At 65.9% G+C, this 16,823-nt stretch carries 19 protein-coding genes; 7 read left to right on the plus strand and 12 right to left on the minus strand.

Features of this window, described 5'->3' with window-relative positions:
* Nucleotides 1-226 (minus strand): hypothetical protein (locus tag CKO40_RS23960; RefSeq protein WP_207173593.1); only part of this gene is annotated, 226 nt, incomplete at its 3' end.
* A gap of 108 nt (nt 227-334) precedes the next feature.
* Here CKO40_RS23960 and CKO40_RS11870 point away from each other — a divergent pair.
* The gene (locus CKO40_RS11870; RefSeq protein ID WP_200346430.1) at nt 335-796 is read left to right on the plus strand and encodes a host attachment protein; all 462 of its coding nucleotides are present in this window, start codon (nt 335-337) and stop codon (nt 794-796) included.
* Between the two features lie 52 nt (nt 797-848).
* Here the strand turns inward: CKO40_RS11870 and CKO40_RS11875 are convergent, their stop codons facing one another.
* The gene (locus tag CKO40_RS11875) at nt 849-1,010 is read right to left on the minus strand and encodes an entericidin A/B family lipoprotein (protein WP_200346431.1); all 162 of its coding nucleotides are present in this window, start codon (nt 1,008-1,010) and stop codon (nt 849-851) included.
* Nucleotides 1,011-1,062: 52 nt separating this feature from the next.
* Complete coding sequence (locus tag CKO40_RS11880) at nt 1,063-1,593, minus strand: DUF4112 domain-containing protein (RefSeq protein WP_242476999.1); 531 nt, start codon at nt 1,591-1,593, stop codon at nt 1,063-1,065.
* Between the two features lie 506 nt (nt 1,594-2,099).
* On the opposite strand from CKO40_RS11880, the gene CKO40_RS11885 reads away from it, so the two are divergent.
* From CKO40_RS11885 to CKO40_RS11900, 4 genes are all read left to right on the plus strand, one after another.
* Nucleotides 2,100-2,594: a hypothetical protein gene (locus tag CKO40_RS11885; RefSeq protein WP_200346432.1), complete on the plus strand. Its 495-nt coding sequence runs from the start codon at nt 2,100-2,102 to the stop codon at nt 2,592-2,594.
* An 852-nt stretch (nt 2,595-3,446) separates the two neighbouring features.
* Complete coding sequence (locus CKO40_RS11890) at nt 3,447-3,728, plus strand: type II toxin-antitoxin system RelE/ParE family toxin (protein ID WP_200346433.1); 282 nt, start codon at nt 3,447-3,449, stop codon at nt 3,726-3,728.
* 106 nt (nt 3,729-3,834) lie between these two features.
* Complete coding sequence (locus CKO40_RS11895; protein WP_420827378.1) at nt 3,835-4,119, plus strand: HigA family addiction module antitoxin; 285 nt, start codon at nt 3,835-3,837, stop codon at nt 4,117-4,119.
* Between the two features lie 92 nt (nt 4,120-4,211).
* Nucleotides 4,212-4,592 (plus strand): hypothetical protein, encoded by a 381-nt coding sequence (locus CKO40_RS11900; protein WP_200346435.1) that lies wholly within the window; start codon nt 4,212-4,214, stop codon nt 4,590-4,592.
* Nucleotides 4,593-4,818: 226 nt separating this feature from the next.
* Here the strand turns inward: CKO40_RS11900 and CKO40_RS11905 are convergent, their stop codons facing one another.
* The 3 genes from CKO40_RS11905 to CKO40_RS11915 are packed head-to-tail and all read right to left on the minus strand — an operon-like array spanning nt 4,819 to nt 8,132.
* A complete protein-coding gene (locus CKO40_RS11905; RefSeq protein ID WP_200346436.1) occupies nt 4,819-6,084 on the minus strand; it encodes a glycosyltransferase in 1,266 nt (421 codons plus the stop codon).
* Nucleotides 6,066-7,766, minus strand: coding sequence for an amylo-alpha-1,6-glucosidase (locus tag CKO40_RS11910; RefSeq protein WP_200346437.1), 1,701 nt, complete (start codon nt 7,764-7,766; stop codon nt 6,066-6,068). Before CKO40_RS11910 ends, CKO40_RS11905 begins: the two co-directional genes overlap by 19 nt.
* A gap of 57 nt (nt 7,767-7,823) precedes the next feature.
* Entirely contained in the window at nt 7,824-8,132 is a 309-nt protein-coding gene (locus CKO40_RS11915; protein ID WP_200346438.1) for an EF-hand domain-containing protein, read from the minus strand.
* Nucleotides 8,133-8,633: 501 nt separating this feature from the next.
* On the opposite strand from CKO40_RS11915, the gene CKO40_RS11920 reads away from it, so the two are divergent.
* Nucleotides 8,634-9,260 carry a BON domain-containing protein gene (locus CKO40_RS11920; RefSeq protein ID WP_200346439.1) on the plus strand — a complete coding sequence of 209 codons (627 nt, stop codon included), beginning with the start codon at nt 8,634-8,636 and terminating at the stop codon, nt 9,258-9,260.
* A gap of 180 nt (nt 9,261-9,440) precedes the next feature.
* Nucleotides 9,441-10,472, plus strand: a complete 1,032-nt coding sequence (locus CKO40_RS11925; RefSeq protein ID WP_338074167.1) for a sodium:calcium antiporter — start codon at nt 9,441-9,443, stop codon at nt 10,470-10,472.
* 327 nt (nt 10,473-10,799) lie between these two features.
* Here CKO40_RS11925 and CKO40_RS11930 read toward each other — a convergent pair whose 3' ends face one another.
* The 6 genes from CKO40_RS11930 to CKO40_RS11955 all read right to left on the minus strand — a co-directional run bounded on the left by CKO40_RS11930 (nt 10,800) and on the right by CKO40_RS11955 (nt 16,774).
* A complete protein-coding gene (locus CKO40_RS11930; RefSeq protein ID WP_200346441.1) occupies nt 10,800-11,093 on the minus strand; it encodes a hypothetical protein in 294 nt (97 codons plus the stop codon).
* A gap of 172 nt (nt 11,094-11,265) precedes the next feature.
* Nucleotides 11,266-11,964 carry a hypothetical protein gene (locus CKO40_RS11935; protein ID WP_200346442.1) on the minus strand — a complete coding sequence of 233 codons (699 nt, stop codon included), beginning with the start codon at nt 11,962-11,964 and terminating at the stop codon, nt 11,266-11,268.
* A gap of 193 nt (nt 11,965-12,157) precedes the next feature.
* On the minus strand, nt 12,158-13,510 hold the full coding sequence (locus CKO40_RS11940; protein ID WP_200346443.1) for a vWA domain-containing protein: 1,353 nt from the start codon (nt 13,508-13,510) through the stop codon (nt 12,158-12,160).
* 492 nt (nt 13,511-14,002) lie between these two features.
* The gene (locus CKO40_RS11945; RefSeq protein WP_200346444.1) at nt 14,003-15,364 is read right to left on the minus strand and encodes an MgtC/SapB family protein; all 1,362 of its coding nucleotides are present in this window, start codon (nt 15,362-15,364) and stop codon (nt 14,003-14,005) included.
* A gap of 4 nt (nt 15,365-15,368) precedes the next feature.
* A complete protein-coding gene (locus CKO40_RS11950; protein WP_200346445.1) occupies nt 15,369-16,238 on the minus strand; it encodes a DUF2189 domain-containing protein in 870 nt (289 codons plus the stop codon).
* Nucleotides 16,239-16,327: 89 nt separating this feature from the next.
* Nucleotides 16,328-16,774 carry an EF-hand domain-containing protein gene (locus tag CKO40_RS11955; RefSeq protein WP_200346446.1) on the minus strand — a complete coding sequence of 149 codons (447 nt, stop codon included), beginning with the start codon at nt 16,772-16,774 and terminating at the stop codon, nt 16,328-16,330.
* Nucleotides 16,775-16,823 lie beyond the last annotated feature (49 nt).

Below are 16,823 nucleotides of genomic sequence, written 5' to 3' on the forward strand. Positions count from 1 at the left end.
TGAGGGGAGAACAAGCCAGCTTCATCAAAGCGTTGCTCTGCAGCGAGGCGTCCATGCGTCCAGAGATCTTCAATGCCGGTCTCCGTGTCTTGTCAGCTGCCATCTCCGAGGATGGCGGGAATTGCTGGATGTGATCCTGATTCCGCAGACGCACGCGCAGCGCCGAGAGCAGCGGGTCACCCTGCTCCTCGCTCAGGCGCTCCTGTGGTCCCAGTCGTGAAGGCATGTCTGAGCACGGTCGATCATCTACGAGCCTCGACGGCTACGTCGCTTGGTGTTGGCCTGCTTTCTGCTTCAGGTACGGACTCATGCTTGACGTGACAGGAGGCTCCTGATGCCGCATTCAAAACTCTGGTTGGTCGTTGCCGATGAGGCGCGTGCAGCGCTCTATACCGCGGACAGCCCAGCCGGGCCGCTGACCGAGCAACGCGACTTCATCGATGCTGAGAACCGGCTGCTGGAGCAGGATCTGGTCACCGATGCGCCGGGACGCGCGTTCGACTCAGGCGGGGAGGGGCGCCACGCGCTCGAGCCGAGCACCGATCCGGGCGAGGTCGAGGCCCAGCGCTTCGCAAAATGGCTGGCCGAGACCCTGGATCAAGCGAGGAAGGAGAACCGCTTCGAGATGCTTGGACTGGTAGCGCCGCCGGCCTTCCTCGGCCTGCTGCGCAAGAGCCTGCCGGACGAGACCGCCCGTAGCGTCGTGCTCGAGGTGGACAAGGACCTGACCCGCTACGACGCCGAGGGCGTGCGGGGGCATTTGCCCCAGCGACTGTTCGAAATGCCCCTGCGCTGAGGCATCTGATAAGGCTCGTCACGGCGAGCCTTACCGGCTCAGCAGAACCGCATCAGTAGGATTTCTCTTCTTCAGCAGTCTCTTCCAGGCTGTCGCCTGCGGTCTCGAGGTCCTCGCCGAAGCCGGCGACGGTATTGCAGCCGCTGAGTGCCAGCGCGATAGCCAGCCAGACCAAGAGCGTTGCGATGGCAAGGACGGGGGTCGGTCGATTCATTCTGCGTCTCCATTGTCGATAGCGGTGGGTGGGGAAGGATTTGAGCCGGCCGTTACAGCACCGAAGCCAAGAGGCCCAACAGCCAAAGTGCCAGCGCGATCAGTGCGGCGATGACGAGCCCCATCAGGGCGATCATCACAGCGACGACCAGACTGCTCCGCCCTCGAGCTCGCCCCGGATCATCGAGATGGCTCTCCAGCAGCTGAACGTTGCGACGGTTCGCCTTCCAGATGAAATCAAATAGGTCGCCGACCACCGGGATCACGCCAACGGCGGTCTCGATCAGCACGTTGATGCTCATGTGCAGCAGGACGACCAGGGGAACGCCGAGCCGGCGGGCCTCGAGGACGATATAGGACGAAAGCGCAGCGCCCACGAGATCGCCTATGCCGGGGATCAGTCCGATCGCGCCGTCCCAGCCCACGCGATAACCGCCGGGCAGCGCGATGGCTGAATCCAGGCTGTGCGAGAGGCGGCGAAGCCTTCGCCGCGCCGCGGCCTTTTCGACCGGGGCGACCGACCCGTGGCGGGCGTCGTCGTTGAGAGGCATCGCATCGGACGCGTCATTGGTGCGCTGTTGCATCGGTGGCCTTCGTGATCCGGGGCTGTGATCGGATACCCGCACAATCGTGACGGTGCTGGAGCAGCGCCTGTCTAGAGCAAGAGCTGGAGCAAGAGCCTCTCTGAGAAGCTGATCTGCGGGCGATACGTTGCTGGTGATACGAGCAGATCACGTGCCAACACGAGCATCTCTGCTCCGGCTGCGCCGCAGGAGCCGACGAAACCGCCTGTCGGCGGACGATCGCTGCAAATCAGCCAGTCTCGGCTCAAAAGCCCCAAGGCCACTGAGGTCAGTGCATGCCGCAGTCGGGTCAGGCCAGGGAATCCGCCCCTAAAAAGCGCGTTGCGCCGTGCCAAGGCATGGTTGTTGCTATCCCCTCACTCGAGACGCTGGCCACCGTTGGAGCCAGAGCCCGTTTGCGATTCGGGGCGGTCTCAGGCTCGCAGGCGGCCATCGGGTCGCGAGTCCGGTCAGCGATATCCGACATCCTTTTCGAGCAGCCACTTCATCAACAGAGGAGCTAGAGCATGACCAAACGAAGCATGACCAAACAATTCCGACGCATTGCAGTACTCGCCATCGTCATGTCCTTCGGCGGTGCCGGCCTCGCGCAGGCTGCGGAGGCTACGATGACCGAGAAAGAGGACCCGAGCGACCAAGGGACCTATCTCGGCACACCTTGGGTGAGCGGTGGCGTCGGCGAGTCGGCTCGCGAGGAGCTGATGGAGGAATACGATGACTACAACCTGAAGCTCGAGTTCGCCGTCGCCGACGGCAATTACCTCGCCGATGTCGCGGTGAACATCACCACGCCTGATGGGACGCCGGTTCTGCGGGCCTTCTCGACTGGCCCTTGGCTGATGACCAAGCTGCCGGCGGGGCGCTACGAGGTCTCAGTGAATGGTTTCGAGAAGACCTTTGTCCAGCAGGTCGACGTACCCTCCGCGGGAATGGAGACCGTGATCTTCAACGGCTGGACGAAGGCCGGGGTAGCGGAGGCGACGCCTGGACCGAGCTACTGACAGCATCTGGACCGAGGTACTGACAGTGCCTGGTCCGAGGTACTGACAGTGCCTGGTCCGAGCGACCGAGAGGGGCTTCTACAGCTCTCCGTCAGCCGCCGAGCAGCCTGACTAGGCGAGCCTGACTAGTGCAAGACAGCGGAAATCCCGAGACCGATGGTCGCTGCCGCCAATGGTCGTGGGGTAGGAGCCCGCTTGCGGGCGATTTTCGCAGCCGTGAGCGCGGCCTGGTGTTGTCGGTCACCTTATTCCACGAGAATTCCTCAGAGTAATCTGCGCTGACCCTACCGGATTCGTGCACCGCTTTTGCGGCTGCCTGCCGTCCAGCTGGTCTTGGGTCGGTTCAGGCGACCCTAACGGCAGCAACCGGCCTGAACAGACATTGGCAGGTGAACTCGCCCGTGGTTGTTGTTGCGCCAAGGCGACAGACATTGAAGTCGCCATTACTTGCCTGGCTCTATCCCCTCCGATCCCCGAGTTCCGATCTGCAATGACGGGAGGACGCTGATTGCTGCCGGTGGTGGCCGGACCCATGAGAGGCCGGTCTTGTCGCTATGCGGTCACTGGCTGCGGTGGCAAGGATCCGGCAAAGAGTCCGGAAAGCGGACACCGTCCTGCGCTGCAACCCAGACGCCTTCGGGCTGCTTGCCAACATCGATCGCCAACGCATGCCGAGGGGATGATGCCACGTCGGTTTCTGACGCTATCCTGGCAAGAGCTTCCGCAGGCGGACGTTAACCGGACTCCGAACAGCGTTTCTGACCCGGCAGCCTCCGGAAACGCCGATGGCATAGGCGCAAGCAGTGTTGCAAACTCCTTTACGCCACACGTAACACGTACTATCCTCCGCTCGTGATCAAGAGCTTCGCCGACAAGGCCACCGCAGCCGTTTTCTCGGGTCGCCGCGTGCGGAGTCTTCCGCCGGACATCCATCGCCGCGCCTACGCCAAGCTCCAAGCCTTGGATGCGGCGGACAACCTCGATTTCCTGCGCGTGCCGCCCTCCAACCGCCTGGAACAGCTTCGCGGCGACCGCGAGGGCCAGTGGAGCATTCGCATCAACGACCAATGGCGCATCTGTTTCCGCTGGGAAGATCGCGATGCATACGACGTTGAGGTAACCGACTACCACTGAGGTCGTTGTACCCCTAAACATGAAGCGCAATGAAAGACCCATGACTATCCAACGACAGCACCTCGACCAGATCGACTTCTCCGACGTAGCCGAGGGCGCCGACCTGATGCCACCGGTCACCCCCGGCGAGATCCTGCGCACGGACTTCATGGAGCCCCTCGGCCTGTCGGCGAATGCCCTGGCCAAGGCGTTGCACGTTCCACCGAACCGGATCACCGCCATCCTGAATGGTACTCGCTCAATCACCGCCGACACCGCGCTGCGGCTAGCTAGGTACTTCAAGACCACCCCCCAGTCCTGGCTGAACCTGCAGAAGAACTACGAGCTAGAGGTCGCGAAGCGAACGGTGGGCCGAGCCATCGAGACCGAGGTTGAGCCCTATGCAGCCTAGACGCACGGAATCGGCGGATAGCGGCACCGCGCTTTGTCCTCGTCTGCCACGGCAGACTTGTCCCGCTCCTCTCGATAGTTGCTTCTGACTCTATGCCACTCCCAGGCGGCGACGCGGACAAGGCCGGCAACCGCTACGAGCTGCGGTGGACCGTCCGTCAGTTCATCCGGCTGCTGACCGACGATGCCGTTTGGATAGAACTGGAGCCAGTTGGAGAAGAGGGCGAGCGAATCGAGTTTCGCCTGTGTCGTTCCGACGGTGAAATCGAGGCGCACCAAGTCAAGCGCCAGCAGGCCGGCAAGGCGCACTGGACGATCGCCGATCCGCGGCGAGAGGCCGAATGGCAGGAAAAGGGTCTCGGCATTTCTGACGCGATGCACTCAACCGCGTCCAGAGACAGAAACGTCATTTTTCCGCAGCAGGCGCGGTCAAAATTGCACATCTCAAACTGGACGCAGTGTAGACGCGCCTGACTGGCCGCCGTCGTTGCCTTGCCAGCGGCGGCGGCCGTTTGCGTTGACTCGGCCTTGACTCGATCGGCCCGCGGCAAGGGCGTTGCGCTGCAGCCGCGTCCACCGCGCTGCAGCCGGACCGTATCAGGCCCTTTGCGCTCCGTCCCGGAGCAGGGATCAGTGCGGCGCCACTCCCCTCGCACTCACTCGTCATTGCTATCACCCGCGCTCGGTTCCGGAGCAGGGATCAGTGCTGCGCCAGGCCGGATGGGTGCGCCGATCCGGCCTCTTGTTGGCTGATAGCCTGATCCATCGCGCGTTGATAGAGCCTGAACAGGCGCTGGAAGGTGGCGTCCCAGCCATAGCCCGCCTCGAGCACGTGCTGCCGTGCGGCCGCGCCGAGCGTTTCGCGCTCTGAGGTGACGGCGACGATATTGGCGGCCATCGCCTCGGCATCGCCGACCGGCCCGAGCCGACCGCGATCCGGCGCCACCCGCTCGCGCAGTGCGCCGGAATCGACACCGACTACCGGCAGCCCCGAGGCCTGGGCCTCGACCACTGCCAGGCCAAAGGTCTCGTAAGGGCCGGCCGTCACATAGACATCGGCCGAGGCCATGACCCGAGCATAGGCCGCGCGGTCACGCTCGTAGTGCAGCACACGCAGCCGCGGCAGCCGCTTGGCCCGCGCTTCGAGCTGTTCGCGCAATGGCCCGTCGCCCATCAGGATCAGGTGAAAGACCGGCTGATCCGGCAGTCGCTCGAAGGCGTCGACGAGCAAGCTGACCGCCTTCTCGCTATCGAGCCGTCCGCAAAAGAGAAGCAAGACGTCCTCATCGCCAATCCCCTGCTGCCGCCGCCAATCGATGCTGCGCCGCTCGGGCGAGAACTGGGACAGGTCGACGCCGAGCGGGACGACCTCGGTGCCGCTGACCCCGTATTCGGCGATGCGCGCGGCCTGCGCCGCCGTCGCCGCGAGCGTCAGGTCGCAGCGGCGGAAGATCTGCCCGAAGGTCGCCTCGGCGCCGTCCTCGACGACCTCGCTGACGCGGTGCCCCCAGCCAGCGAGGGTCTCGCTGATCTCCTCGACCCCGTCGACGAGAAAACGCCGCAAGGGTGCGCCGACATAGGCGTGGGCGATATCGGTGTGGAAATAGGCCGAGACCAGGCAGCGTGCGGCATGCTGTCGGCAGTCGTCGCGGTAGCGGAAGGCAGCCCAGGGCTCGACGAAGAAGCTCCCGAGCTCGACGACGTCCGGGGCGCTGTGCTCGAGCGCGTGGCGGACCTTCGCCGGCCGCCAGAAGAACCGATACGGCTCGCAGCCGGGGATCATCGGGCTGTGCAGCTCGATCGTGTGTAGCCTTCCGGTTTGCGACGCGCGGTCCTGCTCGCCGGGGATGATCAGCACATGCTCGTCGTCGCTGTGCTCGCTGATCCAGCGGCGCTTCTGGTCGATGTAGGTGCGGATGCCGCCGCTGGTCTCGGTATAGGCGAGGGTTAGGTCGCAGTAGCGCATGGCTGGGCCTTCTCGAGTGATGGGTCGATCAGGACGCGCTCGGCGAATCCCGTGTGGAAATGGGCGCTCTTTCCCTGCTGCCTGAGCGAGCCCTCGAAGCGATCGTCATCCAGCATTCGCAGCTGGATGTGCAGCCGGTCCGTGGGCAGGCGGCCGGTCGAGTCTCCGGTGGCGGGAGTGCAAGCCACTGGCAGGTCGAGGTCGAGCTGCATCCCGAGGCCGGCCGGAGGCAGCCGCGGACAGAGACGCCATTGCGCCGGTTTCGGTCCCGGCTCGAGCCCGATGAGCACCTCGAGCAACAGATTGTTGACCAGTCCGGTCCAGCCGACGAAATCGCGCTGCGGTCCACGGCCGAGGGTCAGCGCTTTCCACCAGTTGCCGTTCTTGCGGCGCAGCGCTTGGGTATCCAGGCTATCGGGGTCATAGAACTCGTAGATGCGCTGCTCGCGCTCGAACACGCCATAGACCGCCTGGCAGAGCCGAAAGGCGAGCTCGCCCGCCTCGCGCTGCAGATCGTAGCGCAGCAGTCCCTGGACCGCGGCATAGGCGGTGTTGAGCCAGACCGGGCCGCGCCACATGTCCTTCTCGAAGCTCGGCTCGTCACGCGCGACCGAGGGCAGCGGGACGAGGGTCCCGAAGCGCTCGGGATCGGTCAGCTGCCGCGCCAGCCGGGTCGCCTGTGCCTGCTCCGGAACCCCGGCCCATAACGGCATCAATGACGCGATCGTGGCGACCCGGATCGGGGTGCCTGCGCCGTCGCGGTCCAGATAGAGACCGGACTGCTCATCCCAGAGCAACTCGTTGATCCGTTGGCGCAGGCATGCCGCCTCGGCTCGAAAGACCTCGGCATCCGACTCGCGGTCGAGGCGCTGTGCCATCTGCGCGAGGGCCTCGAGCTGCAGTACGACATAGCTACTGAGATCAGTTGCGCCGATGGCGCGGGTGTCGCGCAGCGCGCTCTCGTCGGTATTGCTGAAGCGCGGTGCGTTCTCGACCCCGGACTCGTAGGGGTGCTCCCAGAAGTAGAGCCCATCGGCGCGCCGGCGGTGTGAGTCGAGCCAGGCCTGATACCGCCGCAACGGCTCGTAGATCTCCGCGAGTAGCGCGCTGCGCTGCTCCTCTGGCAGCGCGTTGACGACCGGGAGGGCAGCCCAGGCGATCAGCGGCGGTTGGGTATAGCGTGACTGATGGAACTCGGTGACTACGTGCTGGAGCCGGTCGCCGTCGCGCAGATCGATGACGGCCCTCAGTACCTCAGCGGCGACATTGGCATCCCACCAGCGCCAGACCTGCGCGATGAACGCCGAATCCCAGAGGTAGACACCGCGAAAGGCCGGGCCGGGGATCGCGTGCCGGGTCGGTGAGAGCAGGTCCGCCTGCTGCAGGTTGGCGAACAGCAGCGCATAGACCTCGGCGAAGCCGCGCCCGAAGGCGATCGCCTCTGGATGCCCAGCGATCCGAAGGTGCGGCGGCGCTGTCGTCACACCCTTGCGGCGCAGCACCTCGGCTGGCAGCTCGATCGGGAGCAGCCCCGAGCGTCCGGCCGAGATCCGCGACCAGATCAACAGGTGCCAGAGATAATGCAGCCCGCGCGTGCCGCGGCCGGCGTAGGCGCCGACGCGGCCGGTGGTCGATCGGGCCTGCCGTAGCAGACGCCGCAGCGGCGCTCTTAGAGCCTCCATTCGTTTCGTCGCTTATCGTTCTGCGTCCTAGACCTGCCTGCTGAACGGCTTCGCTTCCTACACACCTTTGCCGCCAGCACGCTGCGCCGGCGTTGTCATCCCGGCCTGAAACTCGTCCGGACTGAGGGTGCCGTTGCCATCGCGGTCAAGCCCGTCGAGGCGGTTCTCGAGACGCGGCAGCGCAGCCGCCTCACCGTTTGCCAGGGCGCCATCGCCGTTCTGGTCCAGCGCCTCATAACAGGCCATGGTCGCGGATGCGCCGGGCACCTCGCCCTGCTCGAACCGGCAGTCGTCCGGGACGGCGGTTCCGGCATGGGACAGGGTGCCAGTCAGGGCGGTTGCAGCAATCAGTATGCTTCGGGACATGTTGCGGTCTCCATTTGTGGTCAGCGAGCCTGTCGGTCCGTCGGCGATCCCAGCCAGTGGGGAACAGAACGCGCTGGGCCGACGAACGGTTCTCGCGAAACCGTCTAGGACGCAGGTTATATACCAAACCGGGCATTGCATCAGACGGAGGTGCCCGATCTCTTGGCTGGGCGAGCCACCGGCTCGCCGAGCGTGCTCGGATAACCAAGGATGCCAGCGTAACGAGATTGATGGGATTGGTGTTCGATGCTGTCCCAGAGCCTGGCGGAGCGGTGCTTTTGCCAGAACGGCGGGTTATTTGACCCACTCAAATCGGGCTCCGGCGTTGGGATGCCGGCGCGCGCACAGCGCCCATGCCCGATGCTGCGACCAGTGCTACGCCTTTTGATGTGCCCCTTATCTATCCTGGCGCATTGTTTGCTCGATGGTCTTATCAGCTGAGGCGGTGTCCAGCCGCAGCAGCTGTTGTATTCACGAAGACCAACGCTGGGAGGTTTCCCAATGAGACGGCCAATACCGTGGGTCCTGGGCGCTTCGCTCGCCGCTGCGACACCTGTCACAGCGCTGGCGGGCGAGGCAGCCCAGACAGCGGCGGAGACCAATGCCCCAGCGCGCGCCGCAGCAAGCGCGGGCTCGGCAGCGCAGGCGGCGCTCTCTGGAGTCGAAGAGGATCGCCGCCTCGCGCAGCGCATCGGACGTCGTCTGGCCTGGGACGTGAAGCTCGCGCCCTATGACCTCGAGGTTCAGGTCAATAACGGGATCGTGAACCTCTCGGGGTCGGTCTCGACGATGGCCGAGAGCCATCGGGCGCGGCGCATCGCGAACGACACCGCCGGCGTTGGCGGCGTCGTCAATGCGCTCTATATCGACCCGGCCTTAGCCCCGTTCGACGAGGGCCACGCGCCGGCGCCACCGGATGATCAGACGCTCGAGGAGCGCCTGCAGGTCGCTCTGGCCCATGACGCCGATCTCGCCGATGAGACCATTCAGGTCGAGGTCGACGATGGCATCGTCCGCCTCGACGGTACCATAAGTGACGCTGCATTCGAGATGCGGGCGAAGCGTGTTGCCAAGTCGCTCTACGGCGTCGAGCGGGTCAAGAGCAATCTCGAGGTCTCTGCGCCCTGATGCGATCACTGCCAGCACCACCGCGTCGGCTTCAGCGTCGTCGCGCATCGGGCGCCGTCGCGCGTCGGTGCAATCGCGTTTCAGCCTGCGACGCTGTCGAATCGTCGCCGCCAACCCGAATGGGCTTGGGCGGCGATGCGGCAGCGCATCGCGCCTGCGGCCGTCCCAGACGAGGAGCCAGTGAGCCCTGAACAGCTGCCACTGTCGCTGACGCTGCTGCTGTTCGGTGTCGGCACACTGGTCATCGCTGTGGCCGGCTCGCGGCTGACCTGGATCGCCGATCGGCTGTCGGACCTGACCGGCCTCGGCGAAGCGGTATTCGGTGCGGTCCTGCTCGGCGCGACGACCTCACTGCCGGGCGCGGTCGCGTCGATCACTACGGCGCTCGCCGGCCGGGCCGACCTTGCGGTCGGCAACGCGGTCGGCGGCATTGCGGCGCAGACCGCCTTCCTGGTCATCGCCGACAGCGTCTACCGGCACGCGAACCTCGAGCATGCGGCGGCCTCGGTCACCAACCTGATCAACGGCGCGCTGCTCTGCGCGCTGCTGGCGCTGCCGCTGCTGGCCGCAACCGGTCCGGCGATCGCGCTCTGGGGCGTGCATCCGGCCTCGGTGGTCGTGCTGGTGGTCTATGTGTTCGGGCTGAAGCTCGCGTCGGCGACCAAGGAGGCCCCGGGATGGATGCCGGTGCGGACCGCCCAGACGCGGGAGGATGCACCGGACGAGGCCCCGACCAGTGCCCGCGGCGCCTGGCGGATCTGGTTGACGTTCCTGGGCCTGGCGGCAACCGTCGGCGTCGCCGGCTGGGCGGTCGGCCTCTCCGGGATCGCGCTGGTGCGCCACACCGGCCTGTCCGAGACCCTGATCGGCAGCCTGTTCACTGCAGTGGCCACCTCGTTGCCGGAGCTCGTGACCGCGGTCGCCGCAGTGCGCCAAGGGGCCTTGACCCTGGCCGTCGGCGGCATCATCGGCGGCAATACCTTCGACGTGCTCTTCCTGGTGTTCGCCGATGTCGCCTATCGCGACGGCTCGATCTATCACGCGATCAGCGACCAGCCCCTGTTCACGATCAGCCTCACCATCCTGCTCACTGCGTTCCTCCTGTTGGGTCTGATTCGGCGCGAGCGCCGTGGTGTCGCGAACATCGGCTTCGAGAGCGCTGCCGTGCTGTTGTTCTACCTGGCCGGGATGACGACGCTGGTCTTCTGGTGAACCTTGCTTCCGGTTGCTCTACCAATCTATGCCGTCCGCCGGAAACCAACATGACGCGGTATTTTGACCCCGCCGAACCCGGAGACGAACCCGGGGATAAACCCGGAGATGAGGCCGACGCCGACGCCGAAACCGAAGACGTGCAGGCTCGCCCCTCGGCGATGGTGCCGCCATGACACCGCCGCATGGGATAGGGCACCTTGGCCTTCACCGGAAGCGGCAGCGGTCAGCGCTGGACGGCTCCCATCGGCCCCATGGTCTCCAGCAGGAACTGATAATGGTCGCGCCTGATGAACTGTTCGTCCTTGGGCCGGCCGCGCGGATACATCAGCGGCAGCAGGGCGCGGGGATGCTCGGCGTTGCCCTCCTCGGCGGACTTGTTGAGGGCGCCGGCCCTGTCGGGATCGACCCGCAGGCCTTCAAGAGCGTCTCGCGCACGACCTCGCGGCCTTCGTCGAAGACCAGGTTGAACGTGAAGAGCTGCTCTTCCGTCCAGCTCTTTTCCGGACACAGCGAACCGTCCGCCCCGCGCAAGAAATCCGGTAAATCGCTCGCCTCTAGCGTTGGCATGTCGTCGGCAAGCTCTTCATGCAGATCGGGGCTGGCGCTGAACTCACCCATATCGCTCAGGCTGACGTCCTGGACCGGAAAATTCTGCGCACACCTGCGCCGCCTGGGGCCGCCTGGGGCCGCGTGGCCGGGCAGGTGTCGGGCTCGGCCGTGCGCACGGCCGACGAGATCGTGCCCAACACCGTCAGAGCAAGCCCGAGGCTTGCTGCGCGGCCGGTCTCCCTCATGGCGCGCCGAAGCCGTGCATCATGCCCTTTAGGTCCATCGGCTTGGCCGGCAGCACAAAATCGCCGTCCGGCCCGGCGTCGCTCCGGACCTCGACCACGGTGAAGCGGTCGCCGAAGGTCAGCGGCGCCAGACTGCGGCGGTCTAGTTCGACCATCAAGGGGTTGGGCTCCTCCCCGGCGACGGCCTGCGAAAAGCGCATCTTGACAGCCTGGTGCTCCAGCAAGCGCGGATCATCGGTCAGCACGGCGGTGCTGGTGTGGGCCGTGCCCTGATTGTCCACCCATTGGATCGCATAGACCTCGCCTTCGATGCCGGCGATCGAGCGGGTCTCGCCAGTGGGCTCCATGCCGTCGATCTCGGTCGGGAACGCGGGCCCCGCCTTGGGCGCCGAGGCGTTCGCCCCGGCGGCGCCAGGCATGCCGGCCAGATCGCTGATCGGGATGACCATGACCTGCCCGCCGGCGGCGGTGATCGAATAGACGCTGTCATCCTTCAACAGCATAAAGGCGTCCATGCCCTCGATATCGACGCGCAGGGCGTCGCCCTGCCAGCGATCGGTTATGGACATGCGGCCCATCTGGCCGGCGTCGGCCTCATAGTGGACGGTGCCATCGGCCAAGGCCAGCAACGGTGCGCCCCCCATGATGGCGGCCAGCAGGGCCGATGAGGCGGCATGGGTCGAGAAACGAAGCATCGGGACCTCCCGGGATCGAGAACAAGAACGTCGGCGCGTGAACGCCAGATCAGTCGGCCGCTTCCTGAAAGCCCTCGAGGTCTATCGCGCGCTCCGCCGACACCGGCCTTAACGCCGGTGCCGGCGAGGCCGCCCAAGGGGCCGAAGAAGGGCGAGCCGCTGTTCATCAACGACATTGGCACCCGTAATCGCCCTATTCGGCCGCTGACGTGGTCTGCGCCAGCTCGATGCGATCGAACATCACTAGTGTCTGCTCCGGACCGCGCGTGCCCGCGAACAGCGCCGGGGCGCCCTGGCTGCGCAGCACGGTCACGGGCTCGGTCTCGATGCTGTCCGGCCCATCCGGCTGCAGGGTCCAGCCCGGGGTTTCCAGCCGGCCGATATAGTCCCGCCCGCGTTTGACAAGCGTCAGGCGTGCCCCCTTGTTCTCGAAGTCGTCGAGGATCTGGGCCAGATCATAGCCGCGCACATCGCCGGCGATCTCGACCTCTTCGACGGTTGTGCTGCCGCCGGTCACCACGCGCAGCCGTAGCCACATGTCGTCGTTCGAATTGCCCTGCCGCGCGATCTCCACCGCGATGTAGTTCTCGGCGTCCTGGTAGCGGCCGACCTGGACCACTGCGCGGCGACCGCCGAGCGTCTGGACCTCGCCCATGCGAGCGGTGAAGTCGGCCGCGATCGCGAAGTCGCCGTCGGGCAACTCGGCACCGACCCAGCGGAAGACGTTGGCGGCCTCATCGCTGCCCATCGCCCCCGGTTCGACCGTCATCGTCAGCAGCTCGCCCTTCTCGAGCAGGAATGCGGATGGCTCCGGCCTCACGACCTGCCAGCCCGAGCCTAGCGTATCGCGCTCAAAGTCATCGACCTGGGCCGGGCTCATCTCGGGCTCGGTCTCCTCGCGCGCGACCTGTAGTGCGTTCGCGAGGCTGTCCGCATCGGACGCTGCAATGAAGCGTCCACCGGTCTCGCTCGCAAGGCAGGCGAGCTCGCCGCTCTCATCGTCGACATCGAAGCCGATCACATGGGCGGTGAAGGCGGCGCCACTTCGCTCTAGGGTTGCACCCAGCGCGCACAGGTCGGCCTGGCAGGTCTCACGCCCATCGGTGACGACGATGACTGTCGCCGGGCGGTCATCGGCAGCAAGGGTTTGCGCGGCGCGTTCGACGGCGGCGCCGATCGGTGTCTTGCCGCGCGGCGTCACGGCTTCGGTCATCGCGTTGAAGGCGGCCCGATCCACGGCCGCGGGCTTGGCGAGTACCTCAATGTCCGAGCAGTCGCCCTCGCGACGGTGCCCGTACGCCATCAGGCCAAGCTCCCGCCCGGCCGGCCAGTCGGCGAGCATGCGATCGATCGCATCGCGTGCGATCTCGATCTTGGCAACGCCGTCGATCTGGCCCCACATGCTTCCGGACCCGTCCAGGATCAGGATCGATTGAGGTCCCGAGTCGCTGGCCGCAGCGCTCGGAGACAGCAGCGGTGCCGCGGCGACGAGCAGCGCTGCCAAAACAGCATGATGAAAATGGAATTGCGATATCCAAGTGGTCATAACGGCCTCCGTGATCGGCCACCTTGAGTAACCGAGCTGGCTCGAGATTGATTGAAAGGCGCGCGTTTCCCATCGTGCTCGCTAGCCAAGTAACCCGAGCAAGAGCCCGATGTAAGGACGGTTGCGCCTCATCTCGGTCTCGCACTCTAACAGCGACCGGGTCTTGGTCGCTCATGCCCAGCCACGGCCTGCGATAGGCGGCGAAAGCACCGGCAACAAGATCAGCGCAGAGCGGAGGTGGCGGCAGATATACCCAAAGCACGTCAATGCTCGGCAGGGCAGGGCAGGGCAGGGCAGAGCGGAGGGTCGGGTGACGGCGAGCGGGGGTGTCGACGGCATGGAAGCCGTCGTCAAGCCGCCAGGGAGGGATTCACGGCGTCCCCCCATCACTGCCCCCATCACTGCCCCAGCGCCGTGACGCGACCCGGAGCGGTCGAGGAAAACCGAAAATCGGTTTGCGATGGGTATAACGGGCTCGAGGCCCGAGACTACTTATTGATCGTCATCCACCGCTGGTACCGCGGTCGGCACCTCAAGCCAGTCGAGCCAAAGCGCCGACCAATGCTGCCAGTCGATATCCGATAGGCCCATCACGAAACCGGCTGAGAGGGCGGTGAGGAGCGGCAGACCGACACGCCAAGCCAGCCTCGGGCCGGCGATCAGCCCGCAGAGCGAGGTCTTGAACAGGGCATTGGTCGCGAGCGCGAGCAGGATCGCGCTCACCGCGGTGTGCTCCCCGAGCCTGGTCAGGTCCATGCGTGCGATCGAGAGCGTGATCGCGTTCAGATCGGCGATGCCGGAGATCGCAGCGACGCCAAGCAGCCCGACGCTGCCGAACAGATCGGCGCTGACCCGTGCGATCAGCATCACGACCGCCAGCAGCAGCCCGAAGCGCAGTGCCTGCCCCAACGCGAGCGGATTGCTGACCTGCAGCGCGTTGGCGTCGAGCGGCGCGCCGCGGCGCACCCAAAACAACGCGGTTGGCAGCAGGGTCAGCAGCGTCATGCCGGTCAGCGGCGGGGTCAGTGCCAGCGCGAGCTCGGGCTCCAGCAACGCGACGATGATCAGCACCCGCGGAAACAGGGTCGTATTGGCGATCAGGATGCCGGCGGTGAGCAGGTTGGCGCGCCCGCGCTGCGCGCGCCCGATGCGCGCCAGCTGCAGCGTCAGCGCGGTCGAGGAGGCGAGGCCGGCGAGGAGCCCGGTCAGGGCGATCCCGGCATTGGCCCCCAGCATCCTGACCGCGAAATAGCCGACGTACGAGATCGCGGCGATCAGCACGACCAACCACCAGAGCTCATAGGGGTTCAGCGCCTCGGCCGGCCCATAGCCTCGGTCCGGCAGCACCGGCAGCAGCACCACCGTGATCAGCAGCAGCTTGAGCGTTGCCTGTAGCTCCGCCTGATCGATGCGCGCCAGCCAGCGATGCAATTGTGGCTTGAAACCGAGCAGCAGGGTCGAGACGACCGCAGCCGATGCCGCCTCGGCTTGGTGACCGAGCGCCGACAGCGCGGCCAGGGCGAACGCGAGCAGCTCGGCGACCAGGGTTGTGCTGCCGGTCTCGCCGGTTTCGCGGACATGGAAGAGGAAACTGCCGAGCGCGATCGCGGCGAGCGCCACGAACATCAGGCCGAGGACGAGCGGTGAGAGCGTCTGCGCGATCACGCCGCCGGCGCCGCCGAGCAGCCCGATCAGGCCGAAGGTGCGGACCCCGGCCGGTTTCTTGGTTTCGCCGGGCTGCTGCGCACCATGGCCGTGCCAGCCGCGCTCGAGCCCGAACAGCAGGCCGATCGCGAGCGCGACCGCGAGATCGAGCAGGATGCGCTGCTCATCGCCCGCGATCAGGCCCGCCATGCCTTCATCGTTCAGACGTCTGCCCTTCCGGGATCAGGGTCTCCCGGTAGGCATGCCAGCTGGCATAGCCCAGGATGGGGGTGACGATGATCAGGCCGACGAAGTAGGTCAGGATGCCGACCGTCGTCAGCGCTGCGATCAACAGCGCCCAAAGGCTCATCGGCCGCCAGTTCTCGCCGACGGCCCGCCAGCTCGCGAAGGCCGCGTTGAAGGCATCGACCCGCTGATCGACCAACATCGGTAGCGAGAGCGCGGTGAGCCGGAACACCAGCACCGCCATCACCAGCGCCACGCCGCCGTACACCAGCGCGAACGGCCAGCTCTGACCGAATAGCACCGGCAGCGGCCGCACCTCGGCGTAGGTCGGCATCAGCTCGTGGAAGACCCCGCCGAAGAGCAGGTTCGAGAGCATGATCCAGTTGATGAAGACCAGCAGCAGGAACAGGCCCATGAGCGAGAGGCTCGAGGTATTGACCGCGAGGATGCGTCGAACGGTGTCGGCTGGCTCCTTCGCGCCCTGCTGTTCCCGTTGCCTATCCGGGTGCTCATCCGAGTGCTCATCCGGGTGCCGATCCGGGTGCTTCTCCCGGCGCTTCGCCATCGCCATCAGCCCGACCGAGAGGATCGGGCCGATGGTCAGGAAGCCACCAAAGATGAACGGCACGAAGAAGAAGCGATTGATGGCGACCGTCAGCGAGACCAGCAGAAACGCCAGCGCTGCGACGGCGGCTCCGTAGAGCAGGCCGGTGATCGGTGCGGCCATCAGGTCATCGAAGCCGCTGCGCAGCCAAGAGATCGGCCGATTCGACGGCAGGTGCGGGATCGCGAAGTTGCGTCGCGGGATCTGGCTGGTGGATAGGACATAGGTGTTCATCTGGATGCCTCCGGTGGTCTTGTGCAGGGGCTCGCGAGCTGCGGGCGGGCGTTCAAGGCCCGTGGTGCAAGGCCCCTGGTGATGAGCCTCTAGCGATTGGCCTCCTCGGCGGTCTCCGGCGGCTGCTCCACGATCAGGTTCATCTCGGAGCGGTCGATGACGCCGTCGTTATTGGTATCGAGCCGGCGCCAGTCGTCGCCGATCCGCGGGCTGGCATGGGCCTCGTTCGGTGTTAACACACCGTCTTGATCCAGATCGAGATCGCTGAACGGTCGGATCGGGTCTGCCACATCATCGAGTGGAGCGACCCCGGTGAGGGGGGATTCCTGCTGGGGCATAGCACCCGTCGACGGTTGATTCGACGGTCGTTTCTCGCCGCCTGGCAGTGTGTGCGCGCCGCGGCCCTCGGTGAGGATGGCGTCATCCTCGGCCGCAGGGTCTGCGTCGCCAGCGCCGACGAGCAGCAGCGCCGCGAAGATGAGCGCGATGGCGACGAGAGAAAGTACCAGTGGTTTAACTGCCTTATAGGACGTCATGCGATGCCTCCTCTTGGTCTGCTGTTGGGCGGTTCGCCCAACTCGATCT

It is taken from the genome of Halochromatium glycolicum (genome assembly GCF_016584085.1).
Classification (GTDB): Bacteria; Pseudomonadota; Gammaproteobacteria; order Chromatiales; family Chromatiaceae; genus Lamprobacter; species Lamprobacter glycolicus.

Coding starts and splice junctions, on each gene's coding strand:
- CKO40_RS11870 (WP_200346430.1), top strand. CDS start 335: ATGCCGCATTCAAAACTCTGGTTGGTCGTTGCCGATGAGGCGCGTGCA.
- CKO40_RS11875 (WP_200346431.1), bottom strand. CDS start 1,010: ATGAATCGACCGACCCCCGTCCTTGCCATCGCAACGCTCTTGGTCTGG.
- CKO40_RS11880 (WP_242476999.1), bottom strand. CDS start 1,593: ATGCAACAGCGCACCAATGACGCGTCCGATGCGATGCCTCTCAACGAC.
- CKO40_RS11885 (WP_200346432.1), top strand. CDS start 2,100: ATGACCAAACGAAGCATGACCAAACAATTCCGACGCATTGCAGTACTC.
- CKO40_RS11895 (WP_420827378.1), top strand. CDS start 3,835: ATGCCACCGGTCACCCCCGGCGAGATCCTGCGCACGGACTTCATGGAG.
- CKO40_RS11900 (WP_200346435.1), top strand. CDS start 4,212: ATGCCACTCCCAGGCGGCGACGCGGACAAGGCCGGCAACCGCTACGAG.
- CKO40_RS11905 (WP_200346436.1), bottom strand. CDS start 6,084: ATGCGCTACTGCGACCTAACCCTCGCCTATACCGAGACCAGCGGCGGC.
- CKO40_RS11910 (WP_200346437.1), bottom strand. CDS start 7,766: ATGGAGGCTCTAAGAGCGCCGCTGCGGCGTCTGCTACGGCAGGCCCGA.
- CKO40_RS11915 (WP_200346438.1), bottom strand. CDS start 8,132: ATGTCCCGAAGCATACTGATTGCTGCAACCGCCCTGACTGGCACCCTG.
- CKO40_RS11920 (WP_200346439.1), top strand. CDS start 8,634: ATGAGACGGCCAATACCGTGGGTCCTGGGCGCTTCGCTCGCCGCTGCG.
- CKO40_RS11930 (WP_200346441.1), bottom strand. CDS start 11,093: ATGGGTGAGTTCAGCGCCAGCCCCGATCTGCATGAAGAGCTTGCCGAC.
- CKO40_RS11935 (WP_200346442.1), bottom strand. CDS start 11,964: ATGCTTCGTTTCTCGACCCATGCCGCCTCATCGGCCCTGCTGGCCGCC.
- CKO40_RS11940 (WP_200346443.1), bottom strand. CDS start 13,510: ATGACCACTTGGATATCGCAATTCCATTTTCATCATGCTGTTTTGGCA.
- CKO40_RS11945 (WP_200346444.1), bottom strand. CDS start 15,364: ATGGCGGGCCTGATCGCGGGCGATGAGCAGCGCATCCTGCTCGATCTC.
- CKO40_RS11950 (WP_200346445.1), bottom strand. CDS start 16,238: ATGAACACCTATGTCCTATCCACCAGCCAGATCCCGCGACGCAACTTC.
- CKO40_RS11955 (WP_200346446.1), bottom strand. CDS start 16,774: ATGACGTCCTATAAGGCAGTTAAACCACTGGTACTTTCTCTCGTCGCC.